The 15,291-nt window shown below is 69.4% G+C and carries 17 protein-coding genes and 2 tRNA genes; 14 read left to right on the forward strand and 5 right to left on the reverse strand.

What is annotated here, in order from left to right; genetic code table 11:
* Positions 1–241: DUF6941 family protein (locus tag QZ483_RS01345; RefSeq protein ID WP_297081187.1), on the reverse strand; the 241-nt coding region annotated here is incomplete at its 3' end.
* Positions 242–398: 157 nt separating this feature from the next.
* On the opposite strand from QZ483_RS01345, the gene dnaG reads away from it, so the two are divergent.
* From dnaG to QZ483_RS01375, 6 genes are all read left to right on the forward strand, one after another.
* The gene (gene dnaG / locus QZ483_RS01350; RefSeq protein WP_297081188.1) at positions 399–2,294 is read left to right on the forward strand and encodes a DNA primase; all 1,896 of its coding nucleotides are present in this window, start codon (positions 399–401) and stop codon (positions 2,292–2,294) included.
* A 256-nt stretch (positions 2,295–2,550) separates the two neighbouring features.
* Positions 2,551–3,564, forward strand: a complete 1,014-nt coding sequence (gene phnD, locus QZ483_RS01355; RefSeq protein ID WP_297081189.1) for a phosphate/phosphite/phosphonate ABC transporter substrate-binding protein — start codon at positions 2,551–2,553, stop codon at positions 3,562–3,564.
* A gap of 75 nt (positions 3,565–3,639) precedes the next feature.
* Positions 3,640–4,410: a phosphonate ABC transporter ATP-binding protein gene (phnC, locus tag QZ483_RS01360; RefSeq protein WP_297081190.1), complete on the forward strand. Its 771-nt coding sequence runs from the start codon at positions 3,640–3,642 to the stop codon at positions 4,408–4,410.
* Positions 4,407–5,213: a phosphonate ABC transporter, permease protein PhnE gene (gene phnE / locus QZ483_RS01365; protein ID WP_297081191.1), complete on the forward strand. Its 807-nt coding sequence runs from the start codon at positions 4,407–4,409 to the stop codon at positions 5,211–5,213. Before phnC ends, phnE (QZ483_RS01365) begins: the two co-directional genes overlap by 4 nt.
* Positions 5,210–6,127: a phosphonate ABC transporter, permease protein PhnE gene (phnE, locus tag QZ483_RS01370; protein ID WP_297081192.1), complete on the forward strand. Its 918-nt coding sequence runs from the start codon at positions 5,210–5,212 to the stop codon at positions 6,125–6,127. The genes phnE (QZ483_RS01365) and phnE (QZ483_RS01370) overlap by 4 nt, the downstream gene beginning before the upstream one ends.
* A gap of 163 nt (positions 6,128–6,290) precedes the next feature.
* Entirely contained in the window at positions 6,291–6,920 is a 630-nt protein-coding gene (locus QZ483_RS01375) for a hypothetical protein (protein WP_297081193.1), read from the forward strand.
* A gap of 85 nt (positions 6,921–7,005) precedes the next feature.
* Here QZ483_RS01375 and QZ483_RS01380 read toward each other — a convergent pair.
* Positions 7,006–7,078: transfer RNA gene (locus QZ483_RS01380), tRNA-Asn, on the reverse strand.
* Positions 7,079–7,217: 139 nt separating this feature from the next.
* On the opposite strand from QZ483_RS01380, the gene QZ483_RS01385 reads away from it, so the two are divergent.
* The 5 genes from QZ483_RS01385 to QZ483_RS01405 all read left to right on the forward strand — a co-directional run bounded on the left by QZ483_RS01385 (position 7,218) and on the right by QZ483_RS01405 (position 10,755).
* Positions 7,218–7,291, forward strand: a tRNA-Ile gene (locus tag QZ483_RS01385).
* Between the two features lie 60 nt (positions 7,292–7,351).
* Positions 7,352–7,654 carry a DUF1905 domain-containing protein gene (locus QZ483_RS01390; protein WP_297081194.1) on the forward strand — a complete coding sequence of 101 codons (303 nt, stop codon included), beginning with the start codon at positions 7,352–7,354 and terminating at the stop codon, positions 7,652–7,654.
* 77 nt (positions 7,655–7,731) lie between these two features.
* Positions 7,732–8,928, forward strand: a complete 1,197-nt coding sequence (locus tag QZ483_RS01395) for an SPFH domain-containing protein (RefSeq protein ID WP_297081195.1) — start codon at positions 7,732–7,734, stop codon at positions 8,926–8,928.
* A 55-nt stretch (positions 8,929–8,983) separates the two neighbouring features.
* A complete protein-coding gene (locus QZ483_RS01400; protein ID WP_297081196.1) occupies positions 8,984–10,189 on the forward strand; it encodes a TFIIB-type zinc ribbon-containing protein in 1,206 nt (401 codons plus the stop codon).
* Between the two features lie 5 nt (positions 10,190–10,194).
* A complete protein-coding gene (locus QZ483_RS01405) occupies positions 10,195–10,755 on the forward strand; it encodes a hypothetical protein (RefSeq protein ID WP_297081197.1) in 561 nt (186 codons plus the stop codon).
* A 16-nt stretch (positions 10,756–10,771) separates the two neighbouring features.
* On the opposite strand, the gene QZ483_RS01410 is transcribed toward QZ483_RS01405, so the two are convergent.
* Positions 10,772–11,647: an NAD(P)H-hydrate dehydratase gene (locus QZ483_RS01410; protein ID WP_367117076.1), complete on the reverse strand. Its 876-nt coding sequence runs from the start codon at positions 11,645–11,647 to the stop codon at positions 10,772–10,774.
* Between the two features lie 68 nt (positions 11,648–11,715).
* On the opposite strand from QZ483_RS01410, the gene def reads away from it, so the two are divergent.
* Positions 11,716–12,213 (forward strand): peptide deformylase, encoded by a 498-nt coding sequence (def, locus tag QZ483_RS01415; protein ID WP_297081198.1) that lies wholly within the window; start codon positions 11,716–11,718, stop codon positions 12,211–12,213.
* Positions 12,214–12,233: 20 nt separating this feature from the next.
* On the opposite strand, the gene QZ483_RS01420 is transcribed toward def, so the two are convergent.
* Positions 12,234–12,878, reverse strand: coding sequence for an NAD(P)H-hydrate epimerase (locus tag QZ483_RS01420; protein ID WP_297081199.1), 645 nt, complete (start codon positions 12,876–12,878; stop codon positions 12,234–12,236).
* 137 nt (positions 12,879–13,015) lie between these two features.
* Between QZ483_RS01420 and QZ483_RS01425 the strand changes: the two genes are divergently transcribed.
* Together QZ483_RS01425 and QZ483_RS01430 are read left to right on the forward strand one after the other, a co-directional pair.
* The gene (locus tag QZ483_RS01425) at positions 13,016–13,513 is read left to right on the forward strand and encodes a DUF3145 domain-containing protein (protein ID WP_297081200.1); all 498 of its coding nucleotides are present in this window, start codon (positions 13,016–13,018) and stop codon (positions 13,511–13,513) included.
* A gap of 50 nt (positions 13,514–13,563) precedes the next feature.
* The gene (locus QZ483_RS01430; protein WP_297081201.1) at positions 13,564–13,929 is read left to right on the forward strand and encodes a nuclear transport factor 2 family protein; all 366 of its coding nucleotides are present in this window, start codon (positions 13,564–13,566) and stop codon (positions 13,927–13,929) included.
* 118 nt (positions 13,930–14,047) lie between these two features.
* Here QZ483_RS01430 and QZ483_RS01435 read toward each other — a convergent pair whose 3' ends face one another.
* On the reverse strand, positions 14,048–15,286 hold the full coding sequence (locus QZ483_RS01435) for a beta-ketoacyl synthase (RefSeq protein WP_297081202.1): 1,239 nt from the start codon (positions 15,284–15,286) through the stop codon (positions 14,048–14,050).
* Between the last annotated feature and the right edge of the window lie 5 nt (positions 15,287–15,291).

The following is a 15,291-nucleotide window of genomic DNA, read 5'->3' on the forward strand; positions in this document are numbered from 1 at the left end:
CGTCGGCATCGGCGCGCACGCCGATGGGGTAGTCCTTGCCGTCCTCCGTCAGCAGCTTGAGCTCGAACTGGTGCGACACGTTGGTCGCGGTGAACGGCACGTGCACGGTCGACGCGACGGCCAGGCGGCGGTGCGCGGCCGGGAACTGCCGGACGTAGATGGTGTTCCAGCCGCCGCCCAGCGCGTAGATCTTGCCCTGGACGACCTCCGCCGAATCGGCGAGGAAGGCATCGACTCTCACAGGTGTTCCTTTCATCGAAAGTTCCGTACCAGGGTACCGACCGGCGGGGACACTCGGTGCCGTGTTCGCAATAGGCCGACGCGGGTGTGCCGATGCGGTGGCCGGGCACGGGCGATGCCGCGCGAGTGAGGCGCTCACGCGCGAGTAGGGTGATGCCGTGGCAGGCACGATCAACCGCGACGACATCGCGGCGGTGCGCGAGCGCGCGCCGATCGAGGAGATCATCGGGCAGCATGTCGCGCTCAAGAGCGCGGGCGTGGGCTCCCTCAAGGGTCTGTGCCCGTTCCACGACGAGAGATCGCCGTCCTTCAACGTGCGCCCGGCGGCCGGTCGCTGGCACTGCTTCGGGTGCGGCGAGGGCGGCGACGTCATCGAATTCGTCATGCGCATGGACGGCCTGCCGTTCGCGGAGGCCGTCGAGTACCTGGCCGAGCGCGCGGGTGTCACGCTGCGCTACGAGGCCGGCGGTGGGTCCCGGCGCGAGGGCACGGCGGGCCAGCGCAAGCGCCTGCTCGAGGCCCACCGCATCGCCGCCGCCTACTATGCCGAGCAGCTCGCCAGCCCTGAAGCTCGCATCGGCCGGGACTTCCTGCGCGAGCGCGGCTTCGACCGCGAGGCCGCCGAGACGTTCGGTGTGGGCTACGCCCCGCAGGGGTGGTCGCACCTCACCGAGCACCTGCAGCGCAGCGGCTTCACGATCGAGGAGCTGCGGGCGTCCGGGCTCGTGTCCGACGGCGCCAAGGGCGTCTACGACCGTTTCCGCGGACGCCTGGTGTGGCCCATCAGGGACGTCACTGGCGAGGTGATCGGCTTCGGTGCGCGGAGGCTTCACGAGGACGACCAGGGCCCGAAGTACCTCAACACCCCTGAGACCGCGCTCTACAAGAAGGCACAGGTGCTCTACGGCCTGGACCTCGCGAAGCAGTCGATCCGCGGTGAGCGGACCACGGTGGTGGTCGAGGGCTACACCGACGTCATGGCGTGCCACCTCGCGGGCGTCACGAACGCCGTCGCGACGTGCGGCACCGCGTTCGGAGCTGACCACGTCAAGGTGGTGCGCCGCCTCATGGGCGACACCGGCGGCCCGCAGACCAAGGTGGGGGAGACGGGCGCGAAGGTGGTCTTCACGTTCGACGGCGACGAGGCCGGCCAGAACGCCGCGCTCAAGTCCTTCCAGCTCGATCAGCAGTTCCTCGCGCAGACGTTTGTGGCCGTCGACCCTGACGGCAAGGATCCGTGCGATCTGCGTCAGGCGGGCGGCGACGCAGCCGTCACCGAGCTCATGGGGCGGCGTGTGCCGCTGTTCGAGTTCGTGATCCGGGCATCGCTGGGCTCTCACGATCTCGAGACCGCTGAGGGGCGCGTGGCGGCCCTGCGAGCCGCCGCACCCGTGGTGGCAGGGATCAAGGATCGCGCGCTGCAGCCCGAGTACGCGCGCCGCCTCGCGGGGTGGCTCGGTATGGAGGTGAGCGCCGTCACCCGTGCCGTGACGGAGGCCGCGCGCTCGCGTCCGGCGGCGCCGGGTGAGCCCGCTCCTGCCACCGGCGCGATCCCCACAGCTGTCGAGGGTCCCGCTCGCGTCGACCGCCGCGACCCCGTGGTCCGCGCGGAGGCACTGTCCCTTGGTGTGCTCTTGCAGGTGCCGCGCGAGGTGGCGTCCGATCCGACGGGTCGGTCCGTGCTCGCGTCCCTCGGCCCCGAGGCCTACACGGTTCCGCAGTACCGGGCCGTGTTCGAGGCCGTGATGGCGACAGGACGTCCGGCCGATGCGGGGGCCGACTGGGCGAACGACGTCGCCGAGCAGGCGGGAGACACGCTTGCGAGCGTGATCTCCGAGCTCTCGGTCACGCCTCTCCCGCACGACAAGCCCGAGACCATCGGCCACTGGGCGGGCACCGTGCTCGCACGGGTGATGGACCTGAGCCTGACCCGCCGTATCGCCGATCTACGTGGACGGATGCAGCGTGCAGGCGAAGGCACCGACGCCGCGCGCGAGGCTTTCACCGCGATGATCGGTCTCGAGACGGAGCGGCGCCAGCTCCGCGAGGGGTGACGGACCCGGCTCGACCGGCACCGGAGCTTCGCCGACGGGCGGACGCATCCGTGCGGCGCCCGTCTCGAAATGGCAACGATCTCGTGAACTCCCTGTTACCGGCATGAAAAATCTTGCGTTCGGCGCGCGAGACGCGGCGGAAACCCGTTAGGTTCGGCAGAAGGCCGCGATGCCGCGGCGTCTGCCGACGCCATCCGGCGCCGGCCTGCTGAACCCGGAAGGTGAGACTGTGCGATTCAAGATGAAGTCTGTGGCCGTGACCGCCCTCGTGGGCGCTGCCGCGCTCACGCTGGCGAGCTGCGCGAGCGACGACCCCGCCGAGGAGCCCTCGGACGACATGTCGGCCACTGAGGCGGCCGACGACGAGATGGAAGAGGGCGGCGCCCTGCCTGACTCGCTCACGCTCGCGCTGGTGCCTTCCGACGAGGTCGACCAGATCACCACGGACGGTGAGTCGCTCGCCGCCGCGCTGTCCGCTGAGCTCGGCATCGACGTCGAGGTCTTCGTCCCGGACTCGTACGCCGCCGTGGTGGTCGCGCTGCAGACCGGCCAGGCCGACATCGGCTTCCTGGGCCCGATCGCGATGGTGCAGGCCGCTGACGAGGCCGGTGCGGTGCCGGTGCTCCAGTCGGTGCGCTACGGGTCGTCGAGCTACGTCACCCAGTGGTTCACGAACGACCCCGACACGTTCTGCCTCGACGACGTCACGACCGAGGCTGACGAGGACGGCATCAACTACTCGTACTGCAACGGCGCGACCGGCTACGACGGCCCGCAGGGTGAGGACGCGCTTGCGCTGATCGACCCGTCGTCCGCGATCTCGTTCGTGGACCCGAGCTCGGCGTCGGGCTACTACTACCCGTCGACGCAGCTCGAGGCGATCCTCGGCATCGACCCGCTGACCGACCTCACCGGCGCTGACTTCGCCGGCGGCCACCCGCAGTCGGTGCAGGCGGTCTACGACGGCGACTTCATCGTCGGTACCTCGTACAACGACGCCCGCACCAACCTCGCCGAGGAGTTCCCGGACGTGGGCGAGAAGGTCGTGGTCTTCGCGTACTCGACCAACATCCCGAACGACGGCGTGGTCCTCAACGGCAGCCTGTCGGAGGAGGCGCAGACCACCATCACCGACGCGCTGCTCGCCATGGCCGGCACCGAGGATGGGCTTGCCGCCCTCGACGCCGTGTACGAGATCGAGGGTCTCGAGCCCGCCGACCTCGACGCCCTGGAAGAGGCACGTCAGGTCGAGGCGAACTTCGGAGAGTAAGCCTCAACGCATGCTGAACGCGGTGGCCGCCCTCATGGGCGGCCACCGCGACCGCATACCGGGCATAGTGAGAACATGATCAGACTCGAAGGCGTGACGGTCCGCTACCCCAACGGCGTGGTGGGCCTCGACGGCGTCGACCTGGAGATCCCCGACGGCCAGTTCGTGGTCGTGGTGGGTCTGTCGGGCGCAGGCAAGTCCACCCTCATCCGCACCATCAACGGGCTCGTGCCCATCACCGAGGGCTCGCTCACCATCGACGGGCGCGAGGTCGCCGGAGCGTCCAAGCGCGAGCTGCGCGATATCCGCTCCTCCGTGGGCATGATCTTCCAGTCCTTCAACCTCGTGAAGCGCACCTCGGTCATGAACAACGTGATCATGGGGCAGCTCCACGGAATCCCCGCGTACCGCTCGCTCGTGGGCGCGTGGACCAAGGAGGAGAAGGAGATCGCCTTCCAGTCGCTCGAGCGCGTGGGCATCGTCGAGAAGACCTGGACGCGGGCCTCGCAGCTGTCCGGCGGTCAGCAGCAGCGCGTCGCGATCGCGCGTGCGCTGGCGCAGGACCCCAAGGTGATGCTTGCGGACGAGCCGGTCGCCTCGCTCGACCCGCCCACGGCGCAGATGGTGATGAAGGACCTGCAGCGCATCAACCGCGACCTGGGCATCACCACGCTGGTCAACCTGCACTTCCTCGACCTCGCGCGCAAGTTCGGCGATCGCGTGATCGGCATGCGCGCCGGCAAGGTCGTGTTCGACGGGACCGGCGCCGAGGCGGACGATGCCGTGTTCGAAGACATCTACGGGCGTTCCCTCACGGCAGAGGACACCCTTCCCGGGACCCCATGAGCGTCGAAGCACCGCCTGCGGTTGCCGTCGATCGCCCACGGCGCCCGGCGCCGTCCCTGACCCTGATCGCCGGGCTGCTGCTCGCGGCCGCATTCACGGTGTGGGCCGCGCTCCAGATCGACTTCACTCTCGCGCCGCTGTGGCGCAACTTCTCCAACGGCTGGGTCGTGATCAGCCAGTTCCTCCAGCCCAACTGGTCATTCATCTTCCGCGTGTGGGACGCCTGGGTGGAGACCATCGCGATCGCGATCGTCGCCTCCGCAGTGGGTGTCCTGGTGGGCCTGCTCTTCGCGTTCGGCGCCTCGCGCATCACCAACCGGTCCGGGTGGATGTACCGCACGGTCAAGACCGTGCTGTCGGTGATCCGCTCGTTGCCCGATGTCGCCTACGTGCTGATCTTCGTCGCCCTGGTGGGAGTCGGTTCGCTCGCGGGAATCCTGGCGCTCATCATGTTCAACATCGGCATCGCGGCCAAGCTCACGGCGGAGACCATCGACGCCGTGGATCCCGGGCCTCTCGAGGCCGCCGATGCCGGCGGATCCGGCACCTTCTCGCGTGCTCGGTGGGCGGTGCTTCCGCAGATCCTGCCCAACTACCTCTCGTACTGCCTGTACATCTTCGAGCTCAACATCCGCGCCTCCGTCGTGATCGGCATCGCGGGCGGCGGTGGCATCGGCCAAGTCATCAACGTGCAGTTCTCGCGCTTCAACTACGAGAACGTCGCCGCGATCACCGTGGCGATCTTCGTGGTGGTGCTCCTGATCGACCAGCTGTCGCAGTACCTGCGCCGGAGGTTCGTGTGAGTGCCGGGAACGAGTCACAGGCGACCAGCGGCGACGCCGTGACCACCGCATCGGCCGGTCGCACGCCTCGCCCGGCAGAGCCGTCCAAGGCCAAGGCGACCATCGCCTGGATCGCGCTCGCCGTGATCTTCGGCGGCGCGGTGGCGCTCTCCGACGCGAAGTGGGGGCAGCTGTCCGAGGTCTTCACCGAAGGCGCCCGTTACTTCCGGCTGATGGGCGAGGGACTGCTCCACAGCCCGTTCTCGGAGCCGTACAGCGAGTACTGGACTCTTGCGTTCCAGAAGATGATGGAGTCTGTCTACATGGCGTGGGTGGGAACCATGCTGGGCGCCGTGATCTCGATCCCCATGGGTTTCCTCGCGGCGCGCAACGTCGCCGGGCCGGTCACGGTGCAGGTGACGCGCATCATCCTCAACGCGATCCGTGCGGTGCCCGAGCTGGTGTTCGTGATCGTCATCATGCTGCCGATCTTCGGCTTTGGGCCCGTGGCTGGAGCGGTCGCACTCGGTGTGGGTGCCGTGGGTACGCTCGGCAAGCTCACCGCGGAGGCGCTCGAGGGGATCGATCCGGGGCCCGTCGAAGCGGCGCAGGCATCGGGCGCGTCGCGCTGGGCTATTCTGCGCTGGGCCTACTGGACCCAGGTCCTGCCTGAGGTCATCGCCTTCTGGCTCTACCGATTCGAGATCAACATTCGCGCGTCCGCGGTGCTGGGCATCATCGGCGCGGGCGGCATCGGCCAGCTCCTGAGCCAGTTGTTCTCCAAGCGCGACTGGGACCAGATCGGCATCACTCTCGTCGTGATCATCCTGGTGACCATCGCGGTCGACTCGATCTCCGGCGCGATCCGCCACCGGATCATCTCCGGGTCGGGGCAGAAGGTCACGACTGAGGAGAAGGCCGAGGCGGCGGTCTGACGGTGTTCGGGCACGATGCCTTCGCGTCGTGCATCCGGCGGCTCGCGGGCGCCACGCTGCGGCCGCTCCCCAGAGCCTCCGCGTCGCGGCGCGGTCTCCTGGTCCTCCGTGGGGCGGCGTGGCAAGATGGCGGGCCATGAGGGCGCGCGCAGTAGTGGTAACGATGGTCGTCTTCGCTGGAGTTGCAGCATGCGCGGCGCCGCCCGAGGCGTTCGTCGAACCGCTGCAGGCGACGCCCGGCCTGAGCGCTTCGCCCTCTCCAGGCGACACGGTGAGCGAGTTGGGCGCGCCAGCCATCGACGTCTCACCGCCCGCGGTGCCGATAGTGACGGTGTCGCGATCGCCGGAACCCGAACCGGAACCCGCACCGGCGCAAGCGCAGCGACCCGACACGTCGGGGTCGCAAGGCGAGCCAGCTCCCACCCGGAATGCGGCACCGACCGCCACCGAACGGGCGTGCGACTCGATCAACACCGAGCGCTCGACCTATGGCTACGCAGTGGTGCCGTGCTCGTACAGCAGCGCGCTCGCCGACCTCCTCGGCGAGATCCTGGCCCTCGACAACGACATGGGGGTGGTGAGCTGGCACATCATGCACATCCCCACGATTGCCGACGTCGGCACCGAGTTGCGGGTGCTCGATGACGTGGGGCCAGCGATCGCGATGATGGGGCCCGGCGGACAATATGTCACGGGCGCTGACTACTCCGTCCTGCATCTCGCGTGCAAGCACGCACCGAGCAATATTCCGACTGGTGAGGTCTTGTGGCACTGCGCTTTTCTCATGGTCTGAGAACGACCTCGCGCGACGGCCATGCCGACCCGCCGACGGTGCAGACGCGAAAGGCCGGTCCGCGCTGCGGACCGGCCTGCGTGAGCTCCTCCAGTTGGACTCGAACCAACAACCCTTCGATTAACAGTCGAATGCTCTGCCAATTGAGCTATGGAGGATCGCGAGCCACGAGTTTACACGATTCGCACCCGCCTCAGCGACCATGCCGTCTCGCTCCACGCTGCCCTCGCCAAGGGCAGCGCGGCCTCGCGCGCGTACGCGGCTAGACTGGCCCGCGGCCGTCTCCGCGGCGGCCCCGGGCCAGTAGCTCAGCCGGTCAGAGCAGCGGACTCATAATCCGTCGGTCGCGGGTTCGAGCCCCGCCTGGCCCACCTTTCCGCATGGCCATGCTCGCCCTGCACGGTGTCGGGCGGCGGCTCTAGGGTGTCCGCATGGGAGAGTACGCGTTCGACGCCCAGCTCTGGCTCTGGAACGGCGAGGGCGCACAGTGGGTCTTCGTGACGGTGCCCGAGGGCGTCGCCGATCACGTCGAGGCCCAGCAGACCGGTCCTGAACGCGGCTTCGGCGCCGTGAAGGTCCAGGTCGTCATCGGTGCGAGCACCTGGAAGACCTCGATGTTCCCCTCCAAGGAGCACGCGTCGTACATCCTTCCGATCAAGGCTGCCGTTCGTCGTGCCGAGGGCATTGCCGCAGGTGACACCGCAGCGGTGTCGATCACGCTCATCGCACCGTGATCAGGGTGTTTCGGGCCTGCGCGCGCGTCGCCGCGGTGCGATAGCCTGGCGCCACACACCACGACCAGGGGGCAGGCATGGGTTTCATTCAGGCAGCAGTGGGCGCGATCAGCGGGACCCTGGCGGACCAGTGGATCGACTTCCTCATCCCGCCGGACAACGTCCCCCAGACTGCCGTGGTCTTCCCCGCGATCCCCAAGGGACAGAACGCGGGACGTGGCTCGAACGTCCGTGGTTCCGAGAACATCATCACCAACGGCTCCAAGATCGTGGTGCCCGAGGGCATGGGCCTCATCACGTTCCAGGACGGCCGCATCACGAACTTCGTCGCCGAGGCCGGTGGCTACATCTACTCCGATGATGACCAGCAGGCCAAGTCGCTCTTCACCGGGGGCGGCTTCCTGTCCTCGACCGTCCAGTCCTCGTGGGAGCGCTTCAAGTACGGCGGCCAGCCTGGTGTGCAGCACCTCGCCTTCTATGTGAACCTCAAGGAGATCCCGAACAACCGCTTCGGCACCCAGGGGCCCATCTACTGGGATGACCGTTACCTGGGCACCCAGGCGGGCGCCGTCACGCGTGGGTCGTACACGCTCAAGGTCGTCGACCCCATCCTGTTCACCAAGGCGCTCCTGCCCGCCGCGTACATCTCGCAGAACGCCGGCATCTTCGACCTGTCCGCGGTGGACAACCCCGTCTCTGAGCAGCTTTTCAACGAGGTGGTCGGCTCGCTCGCGGCGGCATTCTCGCGCTACACGAACGACATCGAGCGCGGGAACCGCATCTCGAAGATCCAGGGCGACGCGCTGGGCTTCGCGAAGTCGCTGTCGGAGGTGGTCGAGGAGAACTACCACTGGACGGACGAGCGCGGACTCACCATCCACGCGGCGGCGCTGCTCGCCATCGAGTACGACGCCCCCACGGCGAAGCTCCTGGAAGACGTGCAGAAGGCCGATGCGCTGTCGGGCGGCCGTGGCGACTCCTTCCTGCGCCAGTCCGCAGCTCGAGGCATCCAGGCCGCGGGCGAGACCGGCGGCGGGGACGGGCTCGCGTTCATGGGCATGGGCATGAACGCCGCCGGCGGAGCGCTCGGCGGTCTCATGCAGAATCAGCCCGGCCAGCAGCAGGTCCCGCAGCAGGGCGGTGCGCCAGCCGCGGCCGCACCGGCTGAGCCCACCGCCGCAGACAAGATCCGTGAGGCCAAGGGCATGCTGGACGAGGGCCTCATCACTCAGGAGGACTTCGACGCGCTGAAGCGAAAGGCGCTGGGCCTCTAGGGCGGCGCTGCTGGGGGAGCGCATGACACCGCCACCGAACACGCCGGGAGCAGGCATGCCCGCGCAGCCGGAGCCGCAGGAGCCGGTGCGCGAGATCGACACGACGACCGGGCAGGGCCACGGGCACGACGACTGCCCCCAGTGCGGCTCGACCGAGGTGTCCCGCAAGGGGAACACCCTGAGCCTGATCTGCGGATTCTGCCGCTACGAGTGGGTGGGCTCTCGGCTCGAGGACGCTCACGGGCTGGGCGCCGGGATCGGCGAGCTCGATGGCCGGACGTTCCTGTCGGGAGCCGCAGACATCACCAGCGACCAGGACCTCGTCACGATCAAGTGCCAGGGGTGCGGCTCCGAGGTCGTCATCGACACGGCCCGTGCGCTCGAGGCGCGCTGCCACTGGTGCCGCTCGATCCTGTCGATCAACGACAAGATCCCCAACGGCGCCGTCCCCGACGGGATCCTGCCCTTCCACATCACGAAGCAGGAGGCGATGACCCGCATCGCCGAGTTCGCGGGCAAGCGCAAGTTCTTCGCGCTCAAGAAGTTCCGGTCGGAGTTCAAGGCAGACAACATCATGGGCGTGTACATGCCGTACATGACCGTGGACGGCAACGTCACCGCGGTGCTCAAGGGCGCAGGCGAGGTGCAGACGCGCAAGTACCGCGTGCAGACCAGCAAGAACTCGAGCACCACGTACTACGACGCCAACGTCTACGACGTCGCCCGCCAGTTCGACTTGCACATCGACGACCTCATCGTGGAGTCCTCGGCCGCCCGCTCGAACATCGACAACCGCGCGAACACGAACAACATCATCAACGCGATCCTCCCGTACGACGTCAAGAACATGGTCGCCTTCGACTCGAACTACATGGGCGACTTCTCTGCGGAGAAGCGGGACCTCAACATCGACGACGTCGCGCGGCGCGCTCATGCGCAGTTCCTGGGCATGGCCCGCGAGTCGATCCGCGACGACATCCGGTCCTACGATCGCGGCGTGCGCTGGACCCACGAGGACATGGAGGTCCACGGCAGCCGCTGGGCCTCGGTGTTCCTGCCCGTGTGGCTCTACAGCTACGCGCAGCGCCAGGATGATGGCAGCGTCATGGTCCACTACATCGCGGTCAACGGCCGCAACGGCAACGTGATGGGCAGTGTCCCCGTCAACAAGGGCCGGCTGTTCGCCGTCGCGGCACTGGTGACGGCGGTCGCTGCGGTGGTCGCCTGGCCCCTCGGTCTCGCGGCGCTGGCGGCGGGGTGATGGCCATGGAGCAGGTGGTGGCGACCACGCTCGCGTCGAGCGGCGAGGGCGGCTCGGCGTTCTTTGGGCTCGTGCTGTTCGCGGTGCCGTTCGTGGTCGGATGGTTCACCTATTCGACCTTCTACCGGCGCTACCGCAACCCGGACAAACGCTATCTCTTCGAGCACACGACGGCGGCCGCGCGCACGAATCTCCAGCGCTGGGACACGTTCGTTCGCGAGCACAAGCGTCAGCGCAACGCGAAGATCAAGGACCGCAACGACGACGAGCCCCTGAGGCGCGCGCCGCACTCTCGCGTCCGCGAGGCACTCGAGCCGCGACAGGCTCAGGAGGAGCGGGTCGCTCTAGAGGCCCGCGAAGCTCAGCCGCCGCGCGATGCGCAACCGGCCCGCGACGCCCAACCACCCCGTGACGCGCAGACCGACCGCACGGCCGAGCCGGAGCGGGAGGACAGCGTCGGGGGCGCTCATGCCGGCGTGGACGACGCGACCGGCACGCCGCCTGCAGCCGGCGAGACGCGCCACGACGGCGACCTCGACGAGGGGCCGTGGACGCCCCGGGGATGACGGGCCGCCGCCCGGCCTAGGCGCCGCGCAGCACGGAGGTGATCGCGCGGGGGAGAGCGTCGGCGATGTCGAGGGCCGCCAGCGGGCCGCCCGCAACGGCCGCGCGCGCTGCACTCGCGTGGATCCACGACGCGCAGGCTCCTGCGTCGACGGCGGCCATGCCGGAGGCGAGCAGCGCGCCCGCGATCCCGGCCAGGACGTCGCCGCTGCCGGCGGTCGCGAGCCACGGGGGAGCCTCGGGGAGTTCGACCAGCGCGCCGCCGGGTGACGCGACGATGGTCCGGGATCCCTTGAGCAGCACGGTGGCCCGCGCGGTCTCCGCCAAGAGGCGGGCGTGCGCGACGCGATCGGCGGCGACGTCCATGACGCTCACGTCGTGACGCAGCGCCTGGAGCGTGCGCATGAGCTCTTCGGCGTGCGGCGTGAACAGCACCCGGTCGGGGGGCGCCTCGCGCGAGCCCGATGCTCGCGACCGCGCGACGGCCTCCAACGCGCCCGCATCCACGACGAGCGGAGAGCCCGAGGCCATGGCGGCGCCGATCGCCGCATCCTGTTCGGGATGGTCGGAGACTCCGGGCCCCACGATCCACGCCTGCGCGCGCGGCAGCCGCTCTGCGGCCTCACCTGGGTCGTGGATCACGCACTCGGGCCGGTGGGCGAGCACCAGGTCCTGCGCGCGGCGAGGCCCCACGTAGCGGACCATGCCCGCACCGGCACGCACAGCGCCGGACGCCACGAGGGCGGCGGCGCCGGGGTAGGCATCCGAGCCGGCGACGATCCCCACCACTCCGCGCGAGTACTTGTCGTCATCGGGTCCGGGCACGGGCCAGTGTTCGCGCACGTGCGCGCCTGTCCACGAGGTCGCCCCAGCCACGTCACCAGAGTGGCACACGACCGCCCCTCGTTCGTGGAGCCACCAGCGACGATGCAGGACTGGCCCGGCGTGAGAGAATGCCTGTCATGGCCATGCGCGAGATCAGGACCACCGGCGACCCCGTGCTCAGGACGGTGTGCGACCCCATCACGACCATCGACGAGAGCGTGCGCACGCTCGTCGACGATCTGCTCGAGACCGTCGACTACGAGGGCCGCGCTGGCCTGGCGGCCAACCAGATCGGCGTGAGCCTGCGGGCGTTCTCGTGGAACATCGATGGGGACATCGGCTACATCCTCAACCCGGAGATCGTCGAGCGCTCCTCGGACCTGCAGGAGCTCGGCGACGAGGGCTGCCTGTCCGTGCCCGGTCTGTGGTACCCCTGCGAGCGACCTGCCTACACGAAGGCCGTCGGCACCGACCTCGACGGCAACGAGGTGGTCATTGAGGGCGAGGAGATCTGGGCTCGTCTCATCAACCACGAGTGCGATCACCTGGATGGCAAGCTCTACCTCGATCGCCTCGCGCGTGACGTCCGCAAGCGCGCGATGCGCGAGCTGCGAGAGTCCCTCGAGAACGCATAGGCGGTGGGTCGCGTGACCGCCTAGAGGCGTGGCACCCCCACGTCGGCGACCACGACACGGCCGGCCGATGCGGCGGCCGGGTCCTCGACGAGGCACGGCTTGAGCACGGTGAAGGTGACGGTGACGTCCGCATGCACGTGATGGTCGCCGACGGCTCCGGTGTCGACGCCCACACCGCTGGGGACGTCGACCGCGAGCACGGTCGTGGCTGCGGACACCGCCGCGACCACGGACGCGGCAGGCTCCCGCAGCCCGGGCCTGCCGCCAATGCCCACGATGCCGTCGACCACGAGATGGGCGTCGGACACGGCAGTGCGCGCAGCGTCCAGGTCCGCGCCGGCGTCGATGACAGCGGCGCCAGCCGCGAGCGCCTCGCCCAGACCGTCGGGGTGCGCGGAGGGCCCCACGAGCACCACGGTGGTCTCCGCGCCTCGATAGTGGAGGCGAGCCCCGGCGAGCATCGCATCGCCGCCGTTGCTGCCCGAGCCCGCGAGCACCGTCACCCGGGACCCGCGTATCCTGCCCACCTCGCGCGCGAGGAGCGCCTCCGCCTCAGCCGCCACCGCATCGGCCGCCCGTGCCATCAGCGTGCGTTCGGACACCGTGCGCATCGCCCGGGTCTCTGCGGCCCGTACCTGGTCGGACGTCATCACGGCGGAGGTCATGCGCCCAGGTTTCCACACGCCGGGCGAGGACGCTGGCGCATACGCGCGCGATGAGGCACGATAGAGGCACACCCGGGCAGTCGGGCGGTTCCTTCGAGGTCGTAGGGGAAGACGCACCTCAACAGGAAGGAAGGGTCATGGCTGCGATCACGCGAGGTGTCCTTTTCGTGCATTCGGCGACCCGTGCGATGTGCCCGCACATCGAGTGGGCCGCCCAGTCTGTGCTGGGCCCGCGCGCCTCGTTCGAATGGACCGATCAGCCCGCCGGCACGTCGCTCTTCCGCGCCGAGGTGGCCTGGCAGGGCACGCCCGGCACCGGCGCGCGTCTTGCCTCCGCCCTGCGGGGATGGGAGCACGTGCGCTACGAGGTGACCGAGGACCCGTCCTTCGGCGCCGACGGCGGTCGCTGGTCGCACACCCCGTCGCTCGGCATCTTCCACGCCGTGACGGACGTGCACGGCAACATCGTCGTACCCGAGGACCGTATTCGCGCCGCGCTGGAGTCCGGCGCGTCGGTGACCGAGTTCAAGCGGGCCATGGACCTCGCGCTCGGCGCTGCCTGGGACGAGGAGCTCGAGCCCTTCCGCTACGCCGGCTCGGGCGCACCCGTGCGGTGGCTGCATCGCGTAGGCTGACCGGTCACCGGCGCTGAGGTCGGTGCCGCAGTCGAGCAGGAGCGCACAGCATGCAGGAACTGAACCGTGACGAGGCCCTCACCCTCCAGGCCATGGAGGAGGCGATGTGGCGCCCGGAGACCCGCTTCGATCGCCGCTACATGGAGGCCGTGCTGGCGGAGAACTTCTCCGAAGTGGGGCGCTCGGGGAGGCTTTTTACGCGCGGGGACACGCTCGAGCTGCAGCCGGTCGAGATCGACATCGAGTTGCCCTTGCGCGGCTTCGAGGCGGTCGCGGTGTGCGAGGACGTCGCGCTGGTCCGCTACACGTCGGTGCCGAGCCGCGCGACCCGCGGCGCCACCCACCGCACCAGCGTCTGGGTCAACGATGGTCGCTGGCGGCTGCGCTTCCACCAGGCGACGCCGACGGACATCTAGCCCCGCATCGGCGCGGTCGATTCTCGCTCGTCTAGCGCCTTAGGCGAGCGAAATGGGCCCGATTCGCTCGGGTAAGGGCATAGGCGCACCAGAATCGACCGCCGGGACGATGCGGTGGTCAGGCAGTCGCGAAGGTGAGGGCCACGTTGTGGCCGCCGAAGCCGAACGAGTTGTTGATCGCGGCGAGGTCGCCATCTGCCGGAAGCGCCCGGGGCACGTCGCGCACCAGGTCGACCTGCAGCTCAGGGTCGGGCTCCGAGACATTGATGGTCGGGGGAGCCGTGCGCTCGACCAGCGCCTTGATGGTGAACACGGACTCGAGCGCGCCCGCGCCGCCGAGGAGGTGCCCCGTCATCGACTTGGTCGCGCTCAGCAGCACCTGGTCGGCGTGGTCGCCCAGGAGGCCCCTGATGCCCCGAGCCTCGATCATGTCGCCCACCGGCGTCGACGTGGCGTGAGCATTGACGTGAGCGACGTCGCGGGCGGTGAGCCCGGCGCGCTCGAGGCTCAGCTGCATGGCCCGAGTCTGGCCGGTGCCGTTGGGCTCCGGCGCGGCGATGTGGTGGCCGTCTGCGGTCATGCCGACGCCCAGGAGCCTGGCGTAGATGTGCGCGCCGCGCGCACGGGCGTGCTCCTCGGACTCGAGCACGACGACGCCGGATCCCTCTCCCAGCACGAAGCCGTCTCGAGAGACGTCGTACGGTCGCGACGCCGCCGCGGGGTCGTCGTTGCGCTTGGACAGCGCCGCCATCGCTGCGAACGCGCTGATGGGGAGCGGATGGATCGCGGCCTCAGTGCCACCTGCCACGACCACGTCCGCCCTGCCCGACTGGATCATCTCGAAGCCCATCCCGATGGCCTCGGCGCCCGACGCGCACGCCGACACGGGGGAGTGGGAGCCCGCGCGGGCGGTGAGCTCGAGCGAGACGTACGCCGTCGGCGAGTTGGGCATCAGCATCGGCACGGTGAGCGGCAGGACGCGCGACGCGCCCTTCTCCTTCATCGTGTCCCACGCGCTCAGCAGCGTCCACACGCCGCCGATGCCCGACGACACCACGGCGCCCAGGCGCTCGGGGTCGATCTCGGGCGAGCCCGCATCGGCCCAGGCCTCGCGCGTGGCCACGATCGCCATCTGGGCGCTCGGGTCCATGCGCTTGGCCTCGGGCCGCGAGACCACCTCCGTCGCCGGCACCGCCAACTGCCCCGCGAAGTTCACGGCCATGCCGTAGGTCTCCGCCCAGTCGTTGTCGAGGGTGCGCACGCCGGATCGCCCGGCAAGCGCGGCCTCCCAGGTGCTGGGCACGTCCCCGCCGAGCGGGTTGGTGGTGCCGAGTCCGGTGACGACGACTGTGGTCATGAGGG

Origin of the sequence: uncultured Demequina sp. (assembly GCF_913055775.1) — a bacterium.
In the GTDB taxonomy this organism is placed as follows: Bacteria; Actinomycetota; Actinomycetes; order Actinomycetales; family Demequinaceae; genus Demequina.